The following is a 21,465-nucleotide window of genomic DNA, read 5'->3' as shown; positions in this document are numbered from 1 at the left end:
CCTCTGGCGGATCATTTCGTGAAGGACAGGGCCGCCGAGCCGACGGTGAGCTTGTCGGCCTCCTTGTCCAGGTCGACGACGACCTCGGAGCCGTCGCGGATGCTGCCGTCCAGCAGCGCGCGGGCCAGCTGGTCGCCGATGGCCGTCTGGACCAGGCGGCGCAGCGGGCGGGCACCGTAGACCGGGTCGTAGCCGGTCCCGGCGAGCCACTCGCGGGCGGCCGGGGACACCGTCAGGGTGAGCTGGCGGTCGGCCAGGCGCTTGGACAGGCGCTCCACCTGCAGGTCCACGATCTCGGCGAGCTCCAGCTGCGACAGCGGGTCGAAGAGGATGACGTCGTCGAGGCGGTTGAGGAACTCCGGCTTGAACGAGGACCGCACCATCGCCATGACCGCTTCGCGCTTCTGCTCCTGCGACAGCGTCGGGTCGACCAGGAACTGGGAGCCCAGGTTCGACGTCAGGATCAGGATCGTGTTGCGGAAGTCCACCGTGCGGCCCTGGCCGTCGGTGAGGCGGCCGTCGTCCAGCACCTGCAGCAGCAGGTCGAAGACCTCCGGGTGGGCCTTCTCGACCTCGTCGAGCAGGACCACGCCGTACGGGCGCCGCCGGACCGCCTCGGTGAGCTGACCGCCCTCCTCGTACCCGACGTAACCGGGAGGAGCGCCGACCAGCCGGGAGACGGTGTGCTTCTCGGAGTACTCCGACATGTCGATCCGGGTCATCGCCCGCTCGTCGTCGAAGAGGAAGTCCGCGAGGGCCTTGGCCAGCTCGGTCTTGCCGACGCCCGTCGGACCGAGGAACAGGAACGAACCCGTCGGACGGTCGGGGTCGGCGACCCCGGCCCGGCTGCGGCGCACCGCGTCGGACACCGCCATGACGGCGGCCTTCTGCCCGATGAGCCGCTTGCCGATGTGGTCCTCCATGTGGAGGAGCTTGGCCGTCTCGCCCTGCATGAGCCGCCCGGCGGGGATGCCCGTCCAGGCCGACACCACGTCCGCGACGTCGTCCGGGCCGACCTCTTCCTTGACCATCGCGCCCCGGGACTCCGCGGCCTCCGACGCCTGCTTGATCTCCTTCTCCAGCATGGGGATCTCGCCGTACAGCAGCCGGGAGGACGTCTCGAAGTCGCCTTCGCGCTGGGCGCGCTCGGCCTGCCCGTGCAGGTCGTCGAGCTTCTTCTTCAGCTCGCCGACGCGGTTCAGGCCGGCCTTCTCCTGCTCCCAGCGGCCGACGAGGGCGTTCAGCTCCTCGTGCTTGTCGGCCAGGTCGGCGCGCAACTTCTCCAGCCGCTGCCGGGACGCCTCGTCGGACTCCTTGGAGAGCGCCAGCTCCTCCATCTTCATCCGGTCGACCGTCCGCTGCAGCGCGTCGATCTCGACCGGACGGGAGTCGATCTCCATCCGGAGCCGGGACGCGGCCTCGTCCACGAGGTCGATGGCCTTGTCCGGCAGGTAGCGGGAGGTGATGTACCGGTCGGACAGCGTCGCCGCCGCGACCAGCGCCGAGTCGGAGATCTGCACCTGGTGGTGGGCCTCGTAGCGCACCTTCAGGCCGCGCAGGATCGCCACGGTGTCCTCGACGGACGGCTCGTCCACCAGCACCTGCTGGAAGCGGCGCTCCAGCGCCGGGTCCTTCTCGATGCGCTCGCGGTACTCGTCCAGCGTCGTCGCGCCGATCATGCGCAGCTCGCCGCGGGCCAACATGGGCTTGAGCATGTTGCCCGCGTCCATGGCGCCCTCGGCCGCGCCCGCGCCGACCATGGTGTGCAGCTCGTCGATGAAGGTGATGATCTGCCCGTTGGACTGCTTGATCTCGTTCAGGACGGCCTTGAGCCGCTCCTCGAACTCGCCGCGGAACTTCGCGCCGGCGACCATCGCGGACAGGTCCAGCGAGATCAGCCGCTTGTCGCGCAGCGACTCCGGGACGTCCCCCGCGATGATCCGCTGCGCCAGCCCCTCGACGACGGCGGTCTTGCCGACGCCGGGCTCGCCGATCAGCACCGGGTTGTTCTTGGTGCGGCGCGAGAGCACCTGGATCGTCCGCCGGATCTCGGCGTCGCGGCCGATGACCGGGTCCAGCTTGCCCTCCCGCGCGCTCTCGGTGAGGTCGACGCCGTACTTCTCCAGCGACTGGTAGGTGTCCTCGGGGTTCTCGCTCGTCACCCGGGCGTGCCCGCGCACCTTCTCGAAGGCGTCGAGCAGCGCCTCCGGGGAGGCCCCCTGCTCCTTCAGGAGCGTCGCGGCCTGGCCGCCGTCGGTGGCCAGACCGACCAGCAGGTGCTCGGTCGAGACGTACTCGTCCTGCAGCTGCCGGGCCCGTGAGGCCGCGGTGTTCAGCGCGGCCAGCAGCGGGCGCGAGCTCTGCGGGGCGGCGACCGTCGAGCCCTTGGCCTTGGGCAGCTTCTCGACCAGTTCCTCGGTGCGGCGGCGGACCACGGCCGGGTCGGCCCCGACCGCCTCCAGCAGGGGCACCGTGGTGCCGTCCTGCTGCGCCAGCAGGGCGGCGAGCAGGTGCGCGGGCTCGACCTGCGGGCTGCCCTCGGTCGCCGCCCGGCGAACGGCGACCGAGACCGCGTCCTGGCTCTTGTTCGTCAGCTTGTAGTCCATGTTCATCCCCCGGATTCCTGCTGCCGCCAGATGACGACGCCGGCCTGCCTGATGGGGACGAGGTCCCCGCCGCGGTTGTCCCCGCGCAGCTGGGCCAGCCGGGCCGCGACCGCGCGGGTGGATTCGAGTTCGGTGCCCAGTTCCTCGACCATCCGCCGCAGCCGGCTCAGCTCCGTGTGGAGCTCCTCGTTGGCGCGCTGGAGTCCGAGGATCTTCTGGATGCCCGCGAGGTTGATGCCCTCCTCCTGGGAGAGCCGCTGGATCTCGCGGAGCATGACGATGTCGCGCATGGAGTAGCGCCGGCCCCGGCCGGAGGTGCGGCCGGGCGACACCAGCCCCATGCGGTCGTAGGTGCGCAGCGTCTGCGGGTGGAGTCCGGACAGCTGCGCCGCGATCGAGATGACGTAGACGGGAGTGTCGTCAGGAAGGTTCACTACCCCTCCTTGGCCTGTCTCACGAGGTCGTCCCGCAGCCCCTCGCCCCGATGGGTCCGGGCGAAGCCCTGGAGCGCCTCACGCTCCTCGTCGGTCAGCTTCTGCGGGACCTGGACCTCCACGGTGGCGAGGAGGTCGCCCTTGGTGCCGTCGCGGCGGGGAGCGCCGCGGCCCCGGACCCGGAACGTGCGGCCGTTCGGGGTGCCCTCGGGGATGCGGAGCTTCACCGGCTGGCCCCCGTGCACCGGCACGAGGATCTCGCCGCCGAGCGCCGCCTCGGGGAAGGTCACCGGGATGGTGACCGTCAGGTTGTCGCCCTCCCGGCCGAACACCGGGTGCGAGGTGACCTTCAGCTTGACCAGGAGGTCGCCGTTGGGGCCGCCGTTCTCGCCGGGGGCGCCCTTGCCCTTGAGCCGGATGCTCTGGCCGTCCTTGACGCCGGCCGGGACCCTGGCCTGGATGGTGCGGGTGCTCATGGCGCGGCCGCTGCCCCGGCACGTGCCGCACGGGTCGTCGACGACCATGCCGCGGCCGTGGCACCTGCTGCACGGCTCGGCGAAGCCGAAACCGCCCATGTTGCGGGTCTCCTGGCCGGTGCCCTCGCAGTGCGGGCAGACCTTCGGGAGCGTCCCGGCCTTGGCTCCGGTGCCGTGGCAGGTCGGGCAGGGCGCCTCGGAGGAGAGCCGCAGCGGCACCGTGATGCCCTCGAGGGCTTCGGAGAACGTCAGCGTCACCTCGGACTCGACGTCCTGGCCGCGGCGCGGCCGCCGGCCGGTCGTGGTGGCGCCGCCGCCCCGGGCGCCCCGCCCGAACAGCCCGCCGAAGATGTCGCCGAGCCCGCCGGCTCCGGCTCCGCCGCCGGCTCCCGCGTTGCCGAACAGGTCGTTGAGGTCGAACCCCTGCGCCCCGCCGGGACCGCCGCCGCCCCGGAAGGCGCCGCCGTAGGCGCGGATGTCGTCGTATTCCTTGCGGCGCTTCTCGTCGGAGAGGACGTCGTAGGCCTCGGAGATCTCCTTGAAGCGGTCCTCGGCCTCGGTGTCGCCCTTGTTGGCGTCGGGGTGGTACTTGCGGGCGAGCTTCCGGTAGGACTTCTTGATCTCGTCCTGGTTGGCTGTCTTGGCGACACCGAGGGACTTGTAGTAGTCCTTCTCAAGGTAGTCCTTGGTGCTCACCGGCTCCCCTTCGGAAAAGTACTTCGGTGTGCTCCGGGGGCGGTGAAGCCCCCGGAGCGGGTGTTTCGGTTCTCGTTCAGTCCTGCGGGCCCGCGACCACGACCCGGGCGGGCCGCACCACGCGCTCACCGATCCGGTAGCCCGGCTGGTAGACCTCGAGGATCGAGTCCTCGGTGACGTCCGGGGACGGCACGTGGGTCAGGGCCTCGTGCACGTTCGGGTCGAACGGCTCCCCGACCTCGCCGAACCTCTCCAGGCCCAGCTTGCCGAGGGTGGTCTCCAGCGCCTCGCCCACGGACTTGAACGCGCCGACCAGTTCGTCGTGCTCGCGCGCCTTGTCGAGGCTGTCGAGGATGGGCAGGAGGTCGGTGAGCACGCCGCCGATGGCCTGCTCCCGCACCGCCACCCGGTCGCGTTCGACCCGCTTGCGGTAGTTGACGTATTCGGCCTGCAGCCGCTTCAGATCCGCGGTGCGCTCGTCGAGCTGCTCGGCGAGCCTGCCGTCCGCGGGCTGCTCGGCGGTCTCATCGACCACTTCTCCGGCCAGGGCCGCGGACTCCTCTTCCTCCACCTCGGAAGCGGGAGGAGTCCGCAGCTCACCGGTCTCAGGATCGATGCGCCGCGAGTCGCGGATCACCGGTTCGTCCTGAGATTCGGTCACTTGGCGTCCTTGTCGTCATCGATGATCTCGGCGTCCACGACCTCGTCGTCCTGCGGGGCCTCCTGCTGCTCCGCACCCGGCGCGGTCGCGCCGCCCTCGGCCTGCTGCTGGGCGTACAGGGCCGCGCCCAGCTTCTGCGACACCTGCGCGAGCTTCTCGTTCGAGGTCTTGATCGCCTCGGTGTCGGTGCCCTCGAGGTCCTTGCGGACCTGCGCGATGGCCTCCTCGACCTCCTTGGTGAGGTCCTCGGGCAGCTTCTCCGAGTTCTCCTTGAGGAACTTCTCGGTGGTGTAGGTCGCGGTCTCCGCCTGGTTGCGGATCTCGGCCTGCTCCTTGATCCGCCGGTCCTCCTCGGCGTACTGCTCGGCCTCGCGCATCATGCGCTCGATGTCGTCCTTCGGCAGCGCGGAGCCGCCGGAGATGACCATCGACTGCTCCTTGCCGGTGCCGAGGTCCTTGGCCGAGACGTTCACGATCCCGTTGGCGTCGATGTCGAAGGTGACCTCGATCTGCGGGACGCCGCGCGGCGCCGGCGGCAGGCCGGTCAGCTGGAAGGTGCCCAGCTTCTTGTTGTACGCGGCGATCTCGCGCTCGCCCTGGTAGACCTGGATCTCCACGGACGGCTGGTTGTCGTCGGCCGTGGTGAAGGTCTCCGAGCGCTTGGTCGGGATCGTGGTGTTGCGCTCGATGATCTTGGTGAAGATGCCGCCCTTGGTCTCGATGCCCAGCGACAGCGGGGTCACGTCGAGCAGCAGGACGTCCTTGACCTCGCCCTTGAGCACGCCGGCCTGCAGCGCGGCGCCGACGGCCACGACCTCGTCCGGGTTGACGCCCTTGTTGGGCTCCTTGCCCGCGAGGTCCTTGACCAGCTCGGTCACCGCGGGCATGCGGGTCGAGCCGCCCACCAGGACCACGTGGTCGATGTCCTTGACGTTGACGCCGGCGTCCTGGACCACCCGCTGGAACGGCGCCTTGCAGCGCTCGAGCAGGTCGGCGGTGAGCTTCTGGAACTCCGCCCGGGTCAGCTTCTCGTCCAGGTGCAGCGGGCCCTCGGCGGACGCCGTGATGTACGGCAGGTTGATCGTGGTCTCCGCGGAGGAGGACAGCTCGATCTTCGCCTTCTCAGCGGCCTCGCGGAGGCGCTGCAGGGCCATCTTGTCCTTGGACAGGTCGACGCCGTGGGCGTTCTTGAACTTGGTGACGAGCCAGTCGACGACCTTGTTGTCCCAGTCGTCGCCGCCCAGGTGGTTGTCGCCGGAGGTCGCCTTCACCTCGACCACGCCGTCGCCCACCTCCAGGAGGGAGACGTCGAAGGTGCCGCCACCGAGGTCGAAGACGAGGATGGTGGCCTCGCCCTCCTTCTCCAGGTGGTAGGCGAGCGCGGCGGACGTCGGCTCGTTGATGATCCGCAGGACGTTCAGTCCCGCGATCTGGCCGGCCTCCTTGGTGGACTGCCGCTGGTGGTCGCTGAAGTACGCCGGGACGGTGATCACCGCGTCGGTGACCGTCTCGCCCAGGTAGGCCTCGGCGTCGCGCTTGAGCTTCTGCAGCACGAACGCGCTGATCTGCTGCGGGGTGAAGTCCTTGCCGTCGATGCCGACCTTCCAGTCGGTACCGATCTCACGCTTGACCGACCGGATGGTCCGGTCGACGTTGGTGACGGCCTGGCGCTTGGCCACCTCACCGACGAGGACCTCTCCGTTCTTCGCGAAGGCGACGACGGACGGCGTGGTCCGCGACCCCTCCGCGTTTGCGATCACGGTGGGCTCTCCGCCCTCCAGAATCGCGACGACCGAGTTGGTCGTCCCGAGGTCGATACCGACCGCACGTGCCATCGTCAGAATCCTCCGTCGTTTGTCAGGTCTGTGGTCCGGCCTGAGAGATCTGCGTGGCTCCAGGATAGCGCCCCGGGCGGATCTCTTGTCAAATCACTTGAGCCGACCAGACTCAACTTTTTTGATGTCCTGTTGGCAGAACGAGTGAGCCGCCACAGAGATTCCCGAAGTTTCGGGCCAGATGAGATGGGATGTAACGCCAGGCCTCCGGCGGCCACTACCCGGTGTCAGAGACGTCCGAATGAAGGGGCGGAAGCGTGTGAAAGACGATCATCAGCGCTTCACCGACATGTACGACGAGTGTCGGCAGCGGGTGTGGGCCTACGCGGTCAGCAGGGCGGGCCGGCAGATCGCAGACGAGGTGGTCAGCGAGACCTTCGCGATCGCCTGGCGGCGCCTGGACGACGTGCCGTCCAGCCCGCTGCCCTGGCTCATCGGGGTGGCGCGCAACGTGCTGCGGGAGAACTTCCGGGCGCAGGCCCGCCGGGACTCCCTGCAGGCCGAACTGCGGGCCTGGACCGAAGGCGACCACGCCGAGCAGGTGACCGAACGCCTGGAGGTGCTCCGGGCCCTGGCGGTCCTCTCGGAGGACGACCGGGAGCTGCTCCTGCTCGTCGCCTGGCAGGACCTGACGGTGAAGGAGGCCGCCCGGGTGGTCGGCTGCGGCCAGGCCGCGTTCCGGGTCCGGCTGCACCGCGCGCGCAGACGCCTCACGCAGGCACTCGAAGAACCCCAGCGGACGTCATCCCCCCGGATCCGGGTCCCGAGTCAGGAGTGGTCATGAACGAGATGGAAGAACTGCGCGCGGCCCGGCCCGCGCACCTGGACGCCCCCGTGGACGCCGCCACCCGGGCCCGCGAGCTGAACCACGCCTTCGCGCAGCCCCGGCAGCCCCGCCGGAAGACGTCGCCGCTCCGGAACGCCAGGCCCATGTGGGGGCTGGGCCTGGCGGGTGCCGCGACGGCGGCGGCGGTGGCGATCGCCGGTCTGCCTGGAGGCACGCCTTCCCCTCCGGTCGCGCCCGCGGCGGCCTCCCCGTCCGCGGCCGTCGTCCTGGACGCACGCACGGTCCTGCTGTCCGCCGCCTCCCAGGCCGAGGCACAGCAGGAGAAGACCGCTGACTGGTGGACCTCGGAGACCGTTCAGCGTCACATGTCGCGGGTGCAGGGGGATCCCTCGTACGCCGTCTACGAGATCAGCAAGTCGAAGGCTTGGACGCCGTACGCGCCCGGCGGAGAGCAGGGCGGCAGTTCACAGCGGCTCGGATTCGAGTTCCCCACACCGGAAGACGAGGCGGCGTGGAGGCAGGCGGGTTCACCGTCCAAGGTCGCCGTGGCGGCCCCGAAGCCCGCTGCGGTCGGCGCTCCCGGCCGGGCCTCCTACGAGATCACCCGGGAACCGGGGAAGGAGAGCACCGAAAGCAACCGTCTGGTGGACGGAGACAAGGTCTTCTGGCTCGGTGAGAACGTCACCATGCAAGATCTGCTGAGCCTTCCGGACGACCCGAAGCGGCTCAAGGCGTGGCTTCTGCGCTCCTACAAGGGCCATGACACCGAATCGTCCAGCGTGCCCATGACGTCCGACGCCTGGCTCTACCGCGTCGCCACCGGCTTGATCGCCGACATGCCGGTCACCCCGAAGGTCCGTGGTGCGGCGTTCCGGATGCTGGCGGACCTCAAGACCGTCCAGGTGGTGGCGAACGTCACCGACTTCGACGGCCGATCGGGCACCGCCGTGACGATGAAGGAGAAGGCGAACGGAGCCGTCCTCCTCAACCGCCTCCTGTTCGACCAGGCGACCGGCCGCGCCCTCCAGACCGACGGAGTCGTCGTCGAACCGGGCGGCTATCAGAAGGACCTGCCCGCGGGAACCATCTGGAACTCTGTGACGATTACCTCGTCCGGATGGGCCGACGAGAGGCCATAACGTTAATAGGGAACGGGCCCGGCGCCTCTCGGGGGGGAAGGCGGCCGGGCCCGTTCGTCTTGGGGGAGAGCGGTACTAGAGGGTCTTGTGGCGGACCACCCAGTTCCAGCTCGCCTTGTTGTCGCCGGCGTTGTTCGGCAGGTTGAAGCGGTCGTTGACGGCCAGGTCGATCAGGCCGCCGGGGATCAGGCCGCAGCCGGACGCCTTGGGCAGCGCGAAGGTGTTGTCGGTCGTCCACACCTTGAGCATGAGCAGGTTGTTGCGCAGCTCGGGCAGGGCGAGGCCGACCACCGGCTTGAGCATGATCGGGTTGCTGTTGGTGCCCACCCAGCAGTTGCTGGAGATCAGGGGATGGGTGAAGCGGAACTTCACCCCGAACTCCCGCGGCATCGTGGTGCCGGGGGAGACCTGCCCGGTGGCCTCGATCTTCACCTTGGTGCCGGTGAGGTCCTGGATGTACAGCGGGGTGCCGGGCAGCGGGGTCTGGACGGTCAGCTCCCCGCCGTCGAGGGCGCCGAGCCGGGCGACGGCGGTGCCGTCGGCGAGCTTGCCCTGCGCGGTGACGAGCCGGACCGGGGAGTCGACCTTGACCCGGACGGCGCCGATGTCGATCGTGCCGTCGAGGACGGTGGCCGAGTAGCAGGTCCACGAGGTGGCGCCCGCCGGCTTGGCGGGGCAGGCGGCGAAGTCGGCTTCGGACGGGACGTAGGCGTTCTCCGCGGAGGCGGGCGCGGAGGCCAGGCCGAGGGTGGCGAGGACCGCCGCGGTGCCGACCGAGATCCGGCGCGCAAGGTGCTTCATCAGGGGGGACTCCTGGTACTGCGGGGTGGGGTGTGAAAGGAGAGTAACTTCATACTTACTGAAATATGAAGATCCCTCTGATAACGATCAGAACGTCTTGTGCCGGACCGCCCACACGAAGTTCGCCGAGTTGTTCCCGGCCGCCGAGGGCAGGCCCAGCAGGTCGTCCGGGTGGCCCAGCAGCGGGTAGGAGTTGCAGCCCGCGGAGGCGGGCAGCGCGAAGTTCTTCTCGTCCGCCCACACCTTGGCCATCGGGGTCAGCCAGAACAGCCACGGCAGCGAGACGCCGATCTTCGGCTTGAACACGATCGGGTCGGCGTCCGTGCCGATCGTGCAGTTGGAGCCGAGCAGCCCGCCGGGGCTCCACAGCTGGAACCGCACCTTGAACTCGTCGGGCTCGTTGCCGTTCAGCCCCACGCCGATGAACCTGCCCTCGAACTCCGGCATGGTGGAGAGGATGACGTCGGTGCCGGGGACGACCGACACGACCTTGAAGTTCTGCGGCTGGCGGACGCCGCCGAACGCGGTGACCTTGGTGCCGTCGGCGAGCTCGCCTTCGGCGGAGGTGATCCGCATCGGCTTGTCGATCAGGATGCGGATGTACTTCCTGCTGCCGAGGGTGAAGCCGCCCTCCAGCGCGGTGGAGACGTAGCACGTCCACTTCGCGGCGCCCGCGGGCTTGGGCGGGCAGTCGGCGAAGTCGCTTTCGGTGGGGACGTAGGACTGCTCGGCACTGGCCGGGGTGGCGGTCAGGCCGAGGGCGAGCGCGGCGGCGCCGAGAACGACGGCGGTACGACGGAATCTCATCTGGACGAGCCCCTTAGAAGGTCTTGTGACGGATCGCCCAGGTGGCGTCGAAGTGGTTGCTGGTGGCGTTGGCCGCACCGATCAGGGTGTTGACGAGCGGGCTCTCGCAGCCGGTCGCCCAGTCGATGGCGAAGACGTCGTCGTAGACCTTGGCCTTGACCATCAGCAGGCCGCCCTCGATCGAGGGGATGCTCCACTGGATCCGGGGGGCGACGACGACGGGGGCGGCGTTCGAGCCGATCCAGCAGTTGTCGCCGAGGCCGTCGCCGATGATGCGCGCCTTCAGCCCGATCTTGGACGGGAAGAGGATGCCGGGGGAGGCCTGGCCGGTGGCCTCGATGTCGATCTTCCAGCCGGTGGGGTCGGGGACCTCCAGCGGGGTGCCCAGCACGCCGAGGACGAACGGCATCGCCTCGCCGCGGATCGAGCCCGCCTTCGCGACGCTCTGTCCGTCGACCTTGCCCTGCGCGACGGTGAGGCGTACGGCGTGGTTGATCCGCACCTTCATGTTCTTGAGCCGGAACTGCCCGTCGAGTGCCGTCATGACGAAGCACTTCCACTCCGAGGCGTTCGCCGGTCGGGGCGGGCAGTCCGCGAAGTCCTCTTCGGACGGGGTGTAGGGGTTCGCCGCGCCGGCCGGTGCGGCGGCGAAACCGAAGGTCAGAGCCAGAGTTGCGAGTCCGGTCGTGATGACACGGCGCATGACTTGCTCCTTGGGGGGTGGGTGGAACGGGAGAGGCCGCGCCCGCCTCGTGATGTCGGTGAGACTAACCTCACAAAACAGACATTCCAAGATCTGTTGTGTCACGAACGGGAAACGTGGGGTACCTCTAGCCCTGATTACTCCGTTAACTTGCGGGCCCTGCGGCTTGGCCTAGTAAGTTACTCGCCGGTACAATCGGGGACCCCCGTGTAATGACAGTCTGTAGCGAGCCCTACGCTTCAGCCGATGGCCGTACCTCAGGAGGACGGAACAGATGTTCTGGCTCACGTTGATAATCGGGCTCGCCGGCATAGCGGTGGCCCTGTTCCTCGCAGGGAAGAGAGTGTTCTTCCTCTGGAACTTGTTCAAGAGCGGGCAGCCCGCTCCGGATCGGGTCGCCAGCGTCAAGCGTGACCCCAAGGCTGACGTCGAAGACCAGGTGACCGAGGTCCTGGGGCAGCGCAAGCTGCTCAAGTGGACCATCCCCGGTCTCGCCCACTTCTTCGTCATGTGGGCGTTCTTCCTGCTGGCCACGGTGTACATCGAGGCCGGCGTCGGCCTGCTGTTCGGCCTCGACGCGCACATCCCGTTCCTGCACACCTGGGGTCCGATCGGGTTCGTCCAGGACTTCATCGCCATCATGTGCTTCCTGGGCCTGGTCGTCTTCAGCGCCATCCGGATCAAGAACGCTCCGGCCAAGCTCGACCGCGCGTCCCGGTTCAAGGGCTCGCACACCGGCGGCGCGTGGCTGATCCTGTTCATGATCTTCAACGTGATCTGGACGATGTTCTTCTACCGGGGCGTGCTGTCCGCGATGGACCACCTCGGTTTCGGCAAGGCCGCGTTCGGCTCCTACGCCACCGGCAAGCTCTTCGAGGGCCTGTCCTACGACACGCTGGAGATCCTCGCCTCGATCGGCCTGCTGCTGCACATCGGCGTGGCGCTGGTGTTCCTCGTCATCGTGGTGAACTCCAAGCACCTGCACATCTTCCTCGCGCCGCTGAACGTCATGTTCAAGCGCCGTCCGAACGGCCTGGGCGCCGTGCAGCCGGTCCTCAAGTCCGACGGCACCAGCCTCGACTTCGAAGAGGCCGACCCCGACGAGGACCTCTTCGGCCGCGGCAAGATCGAGGACTTCACCTGGAAGGGCTTCCTCGACTTCGCGACCTGCACCGAGTGCGGCCGCTGCCAGTCGCAGTGCCCCGCCTGGAACACCGGCAAGCCGCTGTCGCCCAAGCTGCTCATCATGGAGCTGCGCGACCACGCCTTCCACAAGGCCCCGTACTTCATGGCCACCGAGGAGCAGCAGAACGCCTTCACCGACGAGCAGAAGCTCGCCATGGAGGTCGACAAGCCGCTCGTCGCCGAGGACGGCGTCATCCACCCCGACGTCCTGTGGTCCTGCACCAACTGCGGCGCCTGCGTCGAGCAGTGCCCCGTCGACATCGAGCACATCGACCACATCCTCGACATGCGCCGCTACCAGGCCATGATCGAGTCGTCCTTCCCGTCCGAGGCCGGCGTCATGCTGCGCAACCTCGAGAACAAGGGCAACCCGTGGGGCATGGGCGAGATGAAGCGCCTCGAGTGGATCGAGGAGCTGGACTTCGAAGTCACCGTGGTCGAGGACAAGCTGCCCGAGGACGCCGAGTACCTGTTCTGGGTCGGCTGCGCCGGCGCCCTGGAGGACCGGGCCAAGAAGACCACCAAGGCCGTCGCGGAGCTCCTGCACATCGCGGGCGTCAAGTTCGCGGTGCTCGGCCCGATGGAGGCCTGCACCGGTGACCCGGCGCGTCGTCTGGGCATGGAGTACCTGTTCCAGGGCATGGCCCAGCAGAACGTCGAGACCCTGAACGACGCGGGCGTCAAGAAGATCGTCGCGACCTGCCCGCACTGCTTCAACACCCTCGCCAACGAGTACCCGCAGGTCGGCGGCAACTACGACGTCGTCCACCACACCCAGCTGCTCGCGGACCTGGTCGACAACGGCAAGCTCGTGCCGGTGACTCCCATCGAGGAGAACATCACCTACCACGACCCCTGCTTCCTCGGCCGCCACAACAAGGTCTACAAGCAGCCGCGCGACATCATGGCGAAGGTCCCCGGCGTCAAGACGCAGGAGATGCACCGCTGCAAGGACAAGGGCTTCTGCTGCGGCGCCGGCGGCGCGCGCATGTGGATGGAGGAGCGCATCGGCAAGCGCATCAACACCGAGCGCGTCGACGAGGCCCTGGAGACCAACCCGGACACCGTGTCCACCGCCTGCCCCTTCTGCCTCGTGATGCTCGGCGACGCCATCAACGAGAAGAAGAGCTCCGGCGAGGCCAAGGAGTCCCTGGAGGTCGTGGACGTGGCCCAGCTGCTGATCAAGTCGATCAAGGCTGAGGTCCCGGCCGTCGCCGCCGAGTGACCCTCGCTTCACCGTTCTGAGGCCCGTCCCCACTGCCTGGGGACGGGCCTCAGGTCTTCCGGGGCGGTGATGCGGTAGCCGTCGCGGTCCAGGACGATGCCGCCGAACTCGCGGGCTATGGCCAGGGCGGTGCTGCCCAGGCGGTAGGGGTCCGGGGAGTGCAGGTCGCACGTGACGTGGTGCTCGTGGACCCTTCGCACGAGCAGGGAGACGAGACCGCCGCTGTAGAGGTCGGTGCCGGGGGCGTCGGTGTGCGTGGCGTCCCCCACGAGGCTCGTCAGCCGGTCGGGGTCGGGCCTGCGGGGGAGGTAGACGGTGACCGTCTGGTCCTCCTCGTCGCGGGACGGGGCGGGGCCGCCGTTCTGGAACCACAGCCCGCCGAGCCGCCTGGCGAGCCCCGCCACGAGGTTGGCCGAGCCCTCGCCGACATAGGCGACGGGCCAGCCTTCGGGGACCTTCGCCCGCCTGGCCGTCCAGGGCGTCACCTCGAACGGGCCCCGGAGCACGGCGGGGCCCGCCGTGACCGTCCCATTCTCCTGCCGGGCCTCCGGAGCGAACAGACGCACCGTCTCCAGGAGGCGTTCGGGCACCTCCGGCAGCAGCAGGGTCGGCCCTCGCCGTATCCGCCGCGCCAGGCCCTTCCTTACGTACACGGTGAGTACGACGTTGAATACTTTCAGTACGACGACGTCGTTACCGAGTTGTTATTCTCTCTCGGTTTGGTCGCCTGGATCGACCCAGATCGGCTCTACCTGGGCTGCTTTGAGAATGCCCTCCCCGTCCAGCACGGAATAGGTGCCGGTGAAGTAGAGGCGGCGGAAGCCCGTCTCGGCGACCAGACGGGCGCAGGCGGGGCAGGGGAACGTCGTGACGTAGAGGTCCGCGCCCCTCAGCGAGAAGCCCTCACGGGCCGCCTCGGCGACCACCGCGGCCTCCGCGTGGATCGCGGTGGAGAGGTCGGCGCGCAGCCCGCGGCGGAACTCGTTCCTCGGATCGCCGTCGACGTAGGGGGAGTACTCCGACGGGTGATGGTGGTTGTAGGCCTCGGCGAGGATCTTTCCGTCCCTCACCGCCACGGCTCCCACCTGGCGCCACCAGTCGGAGCTGCGTTCCGCCTGAGCCCGGGCCTCCCGGATGAAGTGCTTGTCGAGCTCGTCCTTCGTGATCCTCATGGCGGCGTCGACGGGCGCCTCGGCCAGGCTCCAGGGACGGTCCCAGCGGAGGAACGTGCGCTCGAACCGGGGGGTGAGGCCGTACTTCGCGGCCAGCTCCCGCATGATCTCCTCGTCGGGCATGACGAGGTCGTCCGCCAGCGCGCCGGGAAGGTCCTCGGGCTCGACGACCCCGACCCGCGGAGGGCCGCCCAGGTAGGCGGCGGCCCGCTCCGGATCCAGCGCCCGGATGTCCTTGCGCAGAGCCGGGAACAGCTCGTGGAAGCCCTTGCCGAGAAGGAGGACCTCGGCGTCCCCGTGGCGTTCCAGGAGTCGCTCGTAACCGGCGTGCAGGACGGGGAGGTAGAGGACGAGCTGCTTGCCGCTCCCGCTCATCGCTCGGCGTTCTCGGCCAGCCCGAGCTGGATGCGGCGGAGGCGGGCCGACGTGCTGATCGTCGCCATCCGCTCCAGGACCCGGACCTCGCCGCAGTACTTCGCCTCCAGCTCGGCGATCTGCTCGGGGGAGTACGTCTCGGCCGTCGCGATCAGCACATCGGGCCGGACCGCCTTGATCAGCGCCCACTTCTCGTGGTCGAGGTGCTTGAGCGTCACCAGCCCCACCCCCCGCTGGTGGGTGACCATGCGCAGCCGCTCCATCTCCGGGACGGCCGGCCGGTGCGGACCCTTGCGGGCGCGGATCTTGTCGTCGCTGTCGACGCCGACGATCAGGAAGTCGCCGAAGCCCCGGCACGCCTCCAGATACATGGAGTGACCCTCGTGGAGGATGTCGAAGGAGCCGTTCGTCAGGACGATGCGGTTGTCGACCGCGCGGAGGGCGTCGACGATCTCGCTGATGCGCTCGTAGTCCTGGACGTAGCGGAGCTCGAAGTTCGAGGCGTCGTCGAAGAAGTCACGACTGACCAGGGGGCGCTTCTTCTCCGTGCTCCTGGTCACTCCCGATCCCCTCACGTAACCCGAAACGAACACTCCATGCTAGCGCGGTGGTCCTGTGCCCGTTCTTGGAACGGGCAGGGGTGGCGCTACCCTCCTGTCCTGGGGTTTCTCGACCCACTGATCAGCGGTCTCATCGGCTTCGGAAAGGTCTCGGCATGCGCTACTCGCCCTACGCGGAGCGGACTCCCGACGGGCAGTACCAGGACATGCTCCGGCGGGTACGCGACGATGGCATCCGCGTCCCGACCCGGCAGGGCCCCGCCGCGATCACCCTCATGCAGCAGACGATGCGCTTCGACCTGGCCGAAGGCTTCCCGCTGATCACCGAACGCAGCCTCGGCTCGTTCTGGCGCAAGCCCATCGGCGAACTGTGCGCCTTCATCAACGGCGCCACGACCCTGAAGGAACTCGCCGAGTTCGGCTGCGACTGGTGGGACGCCTGGGCGACGGACGCCAAGACGTCCAAGCGCGGCCTGGCCCCCGGCGAACTGGGCCCCGGCTCGTACGGCGGCGCGTTCCACCACTTCCCGTCGCTGGAGCAGCCGGCGGAGGGCTTCGACCAGTTCCGGCACCTGGTCGAGCAGCTCCGTGAACTCCCCGGAGACCGCACGCACTTCGTCTCCCCGTGGATCCCCCAGTACCTGGTCCGAGGGGAGGGCAAGACCCCGAAGGCCACCATCGCCCCCTGCCACGGCTGGGTCCACGTCCGCGTCCTGGACGGCAGGCTCCACCTGCACATGTTCCAGCGCTCCGGCGACCTCCCCATCGGCGTCCCGTCCAACATGGTGCAGTACGCCGCCCTGCTCCTGATGCTGGAACACCTGACCGGCTTCGAGGCGTCGACGTACTACCACACGATCTCCGACGCCCACATCTACGAGGACCAGCTCGACGCCGTCGAGACCCTCCTCGGCCGCGCCCCCCGCCCGCTGCCGACCGTCCACCTCAACTCCGCGGGCCTGGCCGTGACGGACATCCACGACTTCCGCGCCGAGCACTTCGACCTGTCGGACTACGACCCCCACCCGTCCCTGCCCCGGATCCCGGTGTCGTCATGACCGTCTCCCTGATCGTCGCCGCCGCGTCCAACGACGTCATCGGCAAGGACGGCTCCCTCCCCTGGCACCTCCCCGAGGACCTGCGCCACTTCAAGAACCTCACGATGGGCAACGTCGTGGTGATGGGCCGCCTCACCCACGACTCGATCATCGCCCGCCTGGGCCGCCCCCTGCCCGGCCGCAGGTCCATCGTGATCACCACCCGCCCCCTGGACGAGCACGAGGACGTCGTCTCTACGGCGTCCGTCCCGGAGGCCCTTTCGGCCGCCCGAGCCCAAGGGGACGAGATCTTCATCTGCGGCGGCGCCTCGATCTACGAGCAGACCCTCCCCGAGGTCACCAGGGTCCACCTGACCCGCATCCACCGAGAGGTCGAAGGCGACACCTCGATGCCCGAAGGCTGGCTGGACGGCTTCACCGAGAAGTCCCGCCAGGACTTCCCCACCCACTCCTTCATCGAATACGCCCGATGACCCTCTACTGCTTCGACAACCACCGCACCCCCGAGCAGCTCGCCGAAATGCAGCGCCTGGAAGCCGCCGGCATCTGCCTCTTCTGCCCCGACTCCTTCCGCAAGGAAGGCGACCAGCGCATCCTGTGGTCCGGCACCCACTGGACGATCACCCCCAACGCCTACCCCTACAAGGGCACAGACCTCCACCTGCTCCTGCTCCCGCACGAACACGTGGACGACATGGCGGACCTGAGCGAACCCGCCCAGCTGGAGTTCTTCACAGCCCTACGCTGGACCCGCTCGACCTACGACCTGACCTACTACGGCCTGGGCGTCCGCAACGGCGACTGCCGCCACACCGGCGGCACCATCCGCCACCTCCACGCCCACTTGCTTGTGGGGGATCCAGCCCCTGACGCCCATCGCGTCAGATTCCGCATGAGCTCCTGACCCAACCCACCCGGAGCTTCCGCTAATATGGCACGCAGACGTCTCCCAGGAGACTCACGCGGATGTAGTTCAATGGTAGAACATCAGCTTCCCAAGCTGATAGCGCGGGTTCGATTCCCGTCATCCGCTCTCATAGCGAAGGCCCAGCTCAGGAGCATGATCCCGAGTTGGGCCTGGTCGTTTCTGGGGCTGTTGATCTAGCGTCGTGCCGTTAACGTGCAATTAGCCGACGGAGGATCAGCTACCTCCTGCCTGCCGCTCCCCAGGCATGGCCCCTCGCTACGCTCAGGACTGTGCTCTCTGGGGCTCTGCCCCAGACCCCGGGCGAGGGGCTTCGCCCCTCCCGCTCCCCGCCAGCCAAGCGCTCTCTTCTGCACCGCCCGAGAACGCCCAGTCATGCTCCGTGCAGGAACGCCGGGATGTTTCGGCGGTGCTCCGAGCCTGGCGGCTCGTACGCTCCGCCTTCGGCCCGTCGGCGCGATGCCGCCCTCGGTCTGCTCTGCCTCAATACCCCTCAGCCTCTTCACAGGCACAGCTGCCGTGAAGCCGCCACCGCGTCACCGTGCGATCGGCCTTCTGGGCGATCTCCACTTCTCCGCCGCAGAGTTCGGCCACCACGACCAGCCCGCGGCCCGACTCCTCCAGCTGCTCGATGTCCCCGACCTCGTCCACTCCCAGCTCAGGAATCCATACCCGAGCAGCGGGCGCCGCATGGTGCACCAGCATCCCCGTCACCCGTCCCCACACATGCGTCACGAGCACGCTCACCCGCCCGCCACCGCCATGCTCGGCGCAGTTCGCGAGCAACTCCGACAGCACCGTCACGCAGTCGTCCCGCAACGAGCACATGGGCGGAAACACCTCCCGCACCCATGTCCTCCCCACCCTCACCTGTGCCAGCTCGGCGAGGAACTCCTTCTCCCGCGACCAATAGGCCAGACCGTCTCGCGTGTCTTGCGTCCCTGAACGCCCGCCCTCAAGCCGAACCTCGCCTCTCGACACTTCCGCCCCCTCGAAACGACACCGATTCCGGGAACAGACTGACACCATGCGATTACCCTTGGTTGTCTCGCGGGACAGTCAAGACAGTTGGAGGAGCCGAAGTGCCGACGACCAGCGCCCCACAGTCAGTGGATCCGAAGGCCGGCATGTGGGCCTGGTTGGCCTACGAGCTGCGCTTCCAGCGCACGAGCCGGGGAAAATCCCTGGCCGACGCGGCCTGTCACATCCCCACCTCCCGCAAGACTGTCCAGAACTGGGAAGCCGCCCGCCACAAGCCGAGTGAAGAAGCCTGCCGCAGACTGGACGATGCCTGGGAGACCGGCGGCCTGCTCGAACGCATCTACTTCTACGCGACCACAGCCCACAACCCGGACTGGTTCGTCGAATACCTACGCTACGAAGCACACGCCTCAGTGATCAGAATTCACGAAGTATCGTGGATTCCAGGACTCCTCCAAACAGAGGAGTACGCCCGCGCTGTACTCACCGCAGGCCGATCGACACAGGTGGACGAGCAAGTGGCCGCACGTCTGAGACGCCAGCAGATCCTGACGAGCGACGACCCGCCCCACGTCTCCGTCCTGATAGACGAGAACGCCCTGCTACGTCTGAAGGCCAGGCCCTTCGCCCAAGGCCAGCTCTCCAAGCTCTTGGACGCCACCGACCACCCGAACACGATCATCAGGATCGTCCCCCTGTCGAGCGGCCTGCACGTCGGACTCAACGGCCCCTTCGAGATCCTGACGACCGCCTCCGGCGACATCGCCTACACCGACGCCGCCATAGGCGGCCGCCTGGTCACTGAAGCCTCCGGCGTCCGCACCTGCGCCATCGCCTTCGACCACATAGGCGCCGACGCCCTCCCCCGAGCAGCCACCAAAACCCTCCTCCACACCCTCCTGGAGTCCCCTTGACCACCTGGCGCAAGTCCTCCCACTCAGGCGCAGGCGACGACCGCTCCTGCGTAGAACTCACCCGCCTGGGCCCCTCCATAGCCATCCGAGACTCCAAGCACCCGACCACCCCACCCCTGTTCCTCACTCCAGCCCAATGGCGCACCTTCACCCGCACCGTGAAAACCAGCTCCTACGGCCTCTGACCTGCCCGCCCGTCCAATTCGGACCACACGTCACCGCCTCGATCCGAGTCGCATCCGGTTCGGCGAGGAGACCGGCCGCCTGGACCGATGGGCCAGACCCTCAGCCCGATACCGTTTCATCCACGCGTGCACGCTCTGACGCGACATCCCTGCTCAAAGAGCGGTCGTGGCAGCTAAGCCGAACAAGCACCCGTCAAGCGTCTCCCGGGACACGACAAGAGGCCGCAGCGCTCCCGATGAGAACTTTCCTTACGGGTTCAAGCCCGCCCGCTTCGCGGCCGGGACCGGTCCGCCCGAGCCGGGCGTGCGGCCTCTCCGGGCCGGTCCCAGCCCGGCCGGACCGGATCTTCTCGTATGGCTAGGCAACTTTCTTCAGTCTGGTTGGTCCTAGTACAGATGACAAAGGGTTGTTGTCATGCGTGCCTAGGAAAAACGCGGGCGCCACAAACTCGAACTTGCTACCCTAACCTCGGGATGAGGGTATAAGCGCGATATCTGACATAACTAGCATCAAGCAAATCCCCATAAGGTTCTATAAGTAAATAATTCACTTCTAATTGGTGATGGCGAAAATGTGGGACAAGATCCATGATTAGAATTAATCTAATGACAAGTAGGTCAGGTTATCCGGCGCTCGTTGCTCAGTTGCTTGAAGTTGAGCCAGAAGAGTTGCCATTCTGGTTGCGACCAATTGCTGCGCTAGACGAGGTTATCGCTGTGAGTGGCGCAGTTCAGTCGGGACACGCCCCTCCTCAGCCGCACGATCGACGATCGCTCAAGAATGATGCCCAAGAGTCCCTATCCAGGATTGGACCCTCACTTAAAAGAGAGATTAGCCCAGCACTTCAAGAATTTCAGAAAGAGCTAAAAAATCTTCACGATCTGCTTGAAAGCGGAAGCGGTGCAGCTCGTCTAAAGGGCGCTGCGAGAATCCTTCGCGAACAGTTGCGAACCAAAGAGTGTTCGGCCGCTGCCTGGAATGATCTCATAAGCGCAGCAAAAAGAGGGAAAGAAGAAGAAGTCCTTCTGAATCACTCACTTCAACTTAAAGAGATAGAGGGTGCAATTGGGCACGACTGGCAATGGAGGAAGCGCCAGATAATCACTACCCTCGATGAGGAAGGGCTAGAGAAGTGTCAAAGGATCTTTCTTTCCCCTCAAGATGACGGCGCCGAATTTGCTTGGCTTGTTTTCACTGAAGCAGATATTGAATCAGGCTTCCTTCGGATCGGTCAGGTTCAGTTCTTTTCGCATCGCCTATGGCCAGAAATTTCAAGCCGAACCCTAAACGTAGCCACCGAAGGTTTTGAGTTCCCCGATGAGATTAGTTCTCAATTTGAGGATCTTGTCAATTCAATTCGCGCTGATGTTAAATTTGTGCTCGCACGAGTAGAGCTTTCGGGTAAGCGTGCAACCGGAAAAAGAAATTTTCGCGCGCATGGTAAGTCGCCTGAGAGATGGGCCAGAGACCTGGTCCTGGGGATGGTCGAAGCAGCGACCTTCAGTAAAGGTGGGACATCATGGCAGATGATGAATGGTCATGCGATCTGGCATCGTGCAATCACTGGTCGGGAGGCCGGGGGATGGAGTTTTAAGTTCTTTACAGACGCTTCGGAAGATCAGCGACTTAGAGCCATGAGTAGAGACGCTGACCTTGCAATTCAGGATTCCGACACCCGTTTCTTTGATTCTCTCGCCGAAGGCAACCCTATGGCCAGAGAAGCCCTCACGGAAATCCGCTGGCATAACGCGGCTAAACGGCAAGCTGAGGCCGCACAAGCTCTAGCTCTGCATGTTCGTTCCTTTGAAAGAATACTTCCCATCACCGGAAACGAGCATTGGAACGAAACTCTATCTAGATATTTTCGGGAACATTGGGTGCTTGCCGGATGGAAGAGAGACTTCTTCTCCCTTGCTGGAGACTTGTATCTTGTTTTCGA

General features: G+C 67.0%; 21 protein-coding genes and 1 tRNA gene. 10 read left to right on the top strand and 12 right to left on the bottom strand.

Annotated elements, in window-relative coordinates:
• Positions 1-11: 11 nt before the first annotated feature.
• The 5 genes from clpB to dnaK form a co-directional block, all read right to left on the bottom strand.
• Complete coding sequence (gene clpB / locus ABD327_RS20470) at positions 12-2,606, bottom strand: ATP-dependent chaperone ClpB (protein ID WP_344452240.1); 2,595 nt, start codon at positions 2,604-2,606, stop codon at positions 12-14.
• 2 nt (positions 2,607-2,608) lie between these two features.
• The gene (locus ABD327_RS20465; RefSeq protein ID WP_344452145.1) at positions 2,609-3,040 is read right to left on the bottom strand and encodes a heat shock protein transcriptional repressor HspR; all 432 of its coding nucleotides are present in this window, start codon (positions 3,038-3,040) and stop codon (positions 2,609-2,611) included.
• The gene (dnaJ, locus tag ABD327_RS20460; protein WP_344452144.1) at positions 3,040-4,212 is read right to left on the bottom strand and encodes a molecular chaperone DnaJ; all 1,173 of its coding nucleotides are present in this window, start codon (positions 4,210-4,212) and stop codon (positions 3,040-3,042) included. Before dnaJ ends, ABD327_RS20465 begins: the two co-directional genes overlap by 1 nt.
• Before the next feature lie 76 nt (positions 4,213-4,288).
• Positions 4,289-4,873 (bottom strand): nucleotide exchange factor GrpE, encoded by a 585-nt coding sequence (grpE, locus tag ABD327_RS20455; RefSeq protein WP_344452143.1) that lies wholly within the window; start codon positions 4,871-4,873, stop codon positions 4,289-4,291.
• Positions 4,870-6,708, bottom strand: a complete 1,839-nt coding sequence (gene dnaK / locus ABD327_RS20450) for a molecular chaperone DnaK (RefSeq protein WP_344452142.1) — start codon at positions 6,706-6,708, stop codon at positions 4,870-4,872. Before dnaK ends, grpE begins: the two co-directional genes overlap by 4 nt.
• 259 nt (positions 6,709-6,967) lie before the next feature.
• On the opposite strand from dnaK, the gene ABD327_RS20445 reads away from it, so the two are divergent.
• Positions 6,968-7,492 carry an RNA polymerase sigma factor gene (locus tag ABD327_RS20445; RefSeq protein ID WP_344452141.1) on the top strand — a complete coding sequence of 175 codons (525 nt, stop codon included), beginning with the start codon at positions 6,968-6,970 and terminating at the stop codon, positions 7,490-7,492.
• Positions 7,489-8,634 (top strand): CU044_5270 family protein, encoded by a 1,146-nt coding sequence (locus ABD327_RS20440; protein WP_344452140.1) that lies wholly within the window; start codon positions 7,489-7,491, stop codon positions 8,632-8,634. The genes ABD327_RS20445 and ABD327_RS20440 overlap by 4 nt, the downstream gene beginning before the upstream one ends.
• Before the next feature lie 75 nt (positions 8,635-8,709).
• Here ABD327_RS20440 and ABD327_RS20435 read toward each other — a convergent pair whose 3' ends face one another.
• The 3 genes from ABD327_RS20435 to ABD327_RS20425 form a co-directional block, all read right to left on the bottom strand.
• Positions 8,710-9,435, bottom strand: a complete 726-nt coding sequence (locus tag ABD327_RS20435) for a hypothetical protein (protein ID WP_344452139.1) — start codon at positions 9,433-9,435, stop codon at positions 8,710-8,712.
• A gap of 87 nt (positions 9,436-9,522) precedes the next feature.
• Positions 9,523-10,242 (bottom strand): hypothetical protein, encoded by a 720-nt coding sequence (locus ABD327_RS20430; protein ID WP_344452138.1) that lies wholly within the window; start codon positions 10,240-10,242, stop codon positions 9,523-9,525.
• Positions 10,243-10,255: 13 nt separating this feature from the next.
• Positions 10,256-10,945, bottom strand: coding sequence for a hypothetical protein (locus ABD327_RS20425; protein ID WP_344452137.1), 690 nt, complete (start codon positions 10,943-10,945; stop codon positions 10,256-10,258).
• A gap of 274 nt (positions 10,946-11,219) precedes the next feature.
• Here ABD327_RS20425 and ABD327_RS20420 point away from each other — a divergent pair, with 274 nt between their 5' ends.
• The gene (locus tag ABD327_RS20420; protein WP_344452136.1) at positions 11,220-13,355 is read left to right on the top strand and encodes a (Fe-S)-binding protein; all 2,136 of its coding nucleotides are present in this window, start codon (positions 11,220-11,222) and stop codon (positions 13,353-13,355) included.
• Between the two features lie 8 nt (positions 13,356-13,363).
• Here ABD327_RS20420 and ABD327_RS20415 read toward each other — a convergent pair whose 3' ends face one another.
• From ABD327_RS20415 to ABD327_RS20405, 3 genes are read right to left on the bottom strand one after another with little or no spacing between them, the layout of a single operon-like run.
• On the bottom strand, positions 13,364-14,008 hold the full coding sequence (locus ABD327_RS20415) for a hypothetical protein (RefSeq protein WP_344452135.1): 645 nt from the start codon (positions 14,006-14,008) through the stop codon (positions 13,364-13,366).
• Positions 14,009-14,059: 51 nt separating this feature from the next.
• The gene (locus ABD327_RS20410) at positions 14,060-14,902 is read right to left on the bottom strand and encodes a deoxycytidylate deaminase (RefSeq protein WP_344452134.1); all 843 of its coding nucleotides are present in this window, start codon (positions 14,900-14,902) and stop codon (positions 14,060-14,062) included.
• Positions 14,899-15,462 carry an adenylyltransferase/cytidyltransferase family protein gene (locus tag ABD327_RS20405; RefSeq protein WP_344452133.1) on the bottom strand — a complete coding sequence of 188 codons (564 nt, stop codon included), beginning with the start codon at positions 15,460-15,462 and terminating at the stop codon, positions 14,899-14,901. Before ABD327_RS20405 ends, ABD327_RS20410 begins: the two co-directional genes overlap by 4 nt.
• Before the next feature lie 155 nt (positions 15,463-15,617).
• Here ABD327_RS20405 and thyA point away from each other — a divergent pair, with 155 nt between their 5' ends.
• From thyA to ABD327_RS20385, 4 genes are all read left to right on the top strand, one after another.
• Complete coding sequence (gene thyA, locus ABD327_RS20400; RefSeq protein ID WP_344452132.1) at positions 15,618-16,520, top strand: thymidylate synthase; 903 nt, start codon at positions 15,618-15,620, stop codon at positions 16,518-16,520.
• Positions 16,517-16,993 carry a dihydrofolate reductase gene (locus ABD327_RS20395; RefSeq protein WP_344452131.1) on the top strand — a complete coding sequence of 159 codons (477 nt, stop codon included), beginning with the start codon at positions 16,517-16,519 and terminating at the stop codon, positions 16,991-16,993. Before thyA ends, ABD327_RS20395 begins: the two co-directional genes overlap by 4 nt.
• On the top strand, positions 16,990-17,424 hold the full coding sequence (locus ABD327_RS20390; protein WP_344452130.1) for an HIT domain-containing protein: 435 nt from the start codon (positions 16,990-16,992) through the stop codon (positions 17,422-17,424). Before ABD327_RS20395 ends, ABD327_RS20390 begins: the two co-directional genes overlap by 4 nt.
• Positions 17,425-17,482: 58 nt before the next feature.
• Positions 17,483-17,553, top strand: a tRNA-Gly gene (locus ABD327_RS20385).
• Positions 17,554-17,928: 375 nt separating this feature from the next.
• Here the strand turns inward: ABD327_RS20385 and ABD327_RS20380 are convergent.
• The gene (locus tag ABD327_RS20380) at positions 17,929-18,294 is read right to left on the bottom strand and encodes a hypothetical protein (protein ID WP_344452129.1); all 366 of its coding nucleotides are present in this window, start codon (positions 18,292-18,294) and stop codon (positions 17,929-17,931) included.
• A 233-nt stretch (positions 18,295-18,527) separates the two neighbouring features.
• On the opposite strand from ABD327_RS20380, the gene ABD327_RS20375 reads away from it, so the two are divergent.
• The 3 genes from ABD327_RS20375 to ABD327_RS20360 all read left to right on the top strand — a co-directional run.
• The gene (locus ABD327_RS20375; RefSeq protein ID WP_344452128.1) at positions 18,528-19,340 is read left to right on the top strand and encodes a Scr1 family TA system antitoxin-like transcriptional regulator; all 813 of its coding nucleotides are present in this window, start codon (positions 18,528-18,530) and stop codon (positions 19,338-19,340) included.
• A complete protein-coding gene (locus tag ABD327_RS20370) occupies positions 19,337-19,525 on the top strand; it encodes a DUF397 domain-containing protein (RefSeq protein ID WP_344452127.1) in 189 nt (62 codons plus the stop codon). The genes ABD327_RS20375 and ABD327_RS20370 overlap by 4 nt, the downstream gene beginning before the upstream one ends.
• Positions 19,526-20,131: 606 nt before the next feature.
• The coding region (locus tag ABD327_RS20360) for a hypothetical protein (RefSeq protein WP_344452126.1) at positions 20,132-21,465 on the top strand (1,334 nt) is incomplete at its 3' end.

Origin of the sequence: Actinocorallia aurantiaca (genome assembly GCF_039533685.1) — a bacterium.
In the GTDB taxonomy this organism is placed as follows: domain Bacteria; phylum Actinomycetota; class Actinomycetes; order Streptosporangiales; family Streptosporangiaceae; genus Actinocorallia; species Actinocorallia aurantiaca.
Note: the sequence above shows the minus strand (reverse complement) of the source record. Positions and strands in the feature narration are given on the sequence as shown.

What these genes read in the sequence shown, in the direction of transcription:
- ABD327_RS20425 (WP_344452137.1), bottom strand. Translation starts at nt 10,945, where the DNA reads ATGCGCCGTGTCATCACGACCGGACTCGCAACTCTGGCTCTGACCTTC.
- ABD327_RS20420 (WP_344452136.1), top strand. Translation starts at nt 11,220, where the DNA reads ATGTTCTGGCTCACGTTGATAATCGGGCTCGCCGGCATAGCGGTGGCC.
- ABD327_RS20440 (WP_344452140.1), top strand. Translation starts at nt 7,489, where the DNA reads ATGAACGAGATGGAAGAACTGCGCGCGGCCCGGCCCGCGCACCTGGAC.
- ABD327_RS20430 (WP_344452138.1), bottom strand. Translation starts at nt 10,242, where the DNA reads ATGAGATTCCGTCGTACCGCCGTCGTTCTCGGCGCCGCCGCGCTCGCC.
- ABD327_RS20395 (WP_344452131.1), top strand. Translation starts at nt 16,517, where the DNA reads ATGACCGTCTCCCTGATCGTCGCCGCCGCGTCCAACGACGTCATCGGC.
- thyA (WP_344452132.1), top strand. Translation starts at nt 15,618, where the DNA reads ATGCGCTACTCGCCCTACGCGGAGCGGACTCCCGACGGGCAGTACCAG.
- ABD327_RS20390 (WP_344452130.1), top strand. Translation starts at nt 16,990, where the DNA reads ATGACCCTCTACTGCTTCGACAACCACCGCACCCCCGAGCAGCTCGCC.
- dnaK (WP_344452142.1), bottom strand. Translation starts at nt 6,708, where the DNA reads ATGGCACGTGCGGTCGGTATCGACCTCGGGACGACCAACTCGGTCGTC.
- clpB (WP_344452240.1), bottom strand. Translation starts at nt 2,606, where the DNA reads ATGGACTACAAGCTGACGAACAAGAGCCAGGACGCGGTCTCGGTCGCC.
- ABD327_RS20410 (WP_344452134.1), bottom strand. Translation starts at nt 14,902, where the DNA reads ATGAGCGGGAGCGGCAAGCAGCTCGTCCTCTACCTCCCCGTCCTGCAC.
- ABD327_RS20435 (WP_344452139.1), bottom strand. Translation starts at nt 9,435, where the DNA reads ATGAAGCACCTTGCGCGCCGGATCTCGGTCGGCACCGCGGCGGTCCTC.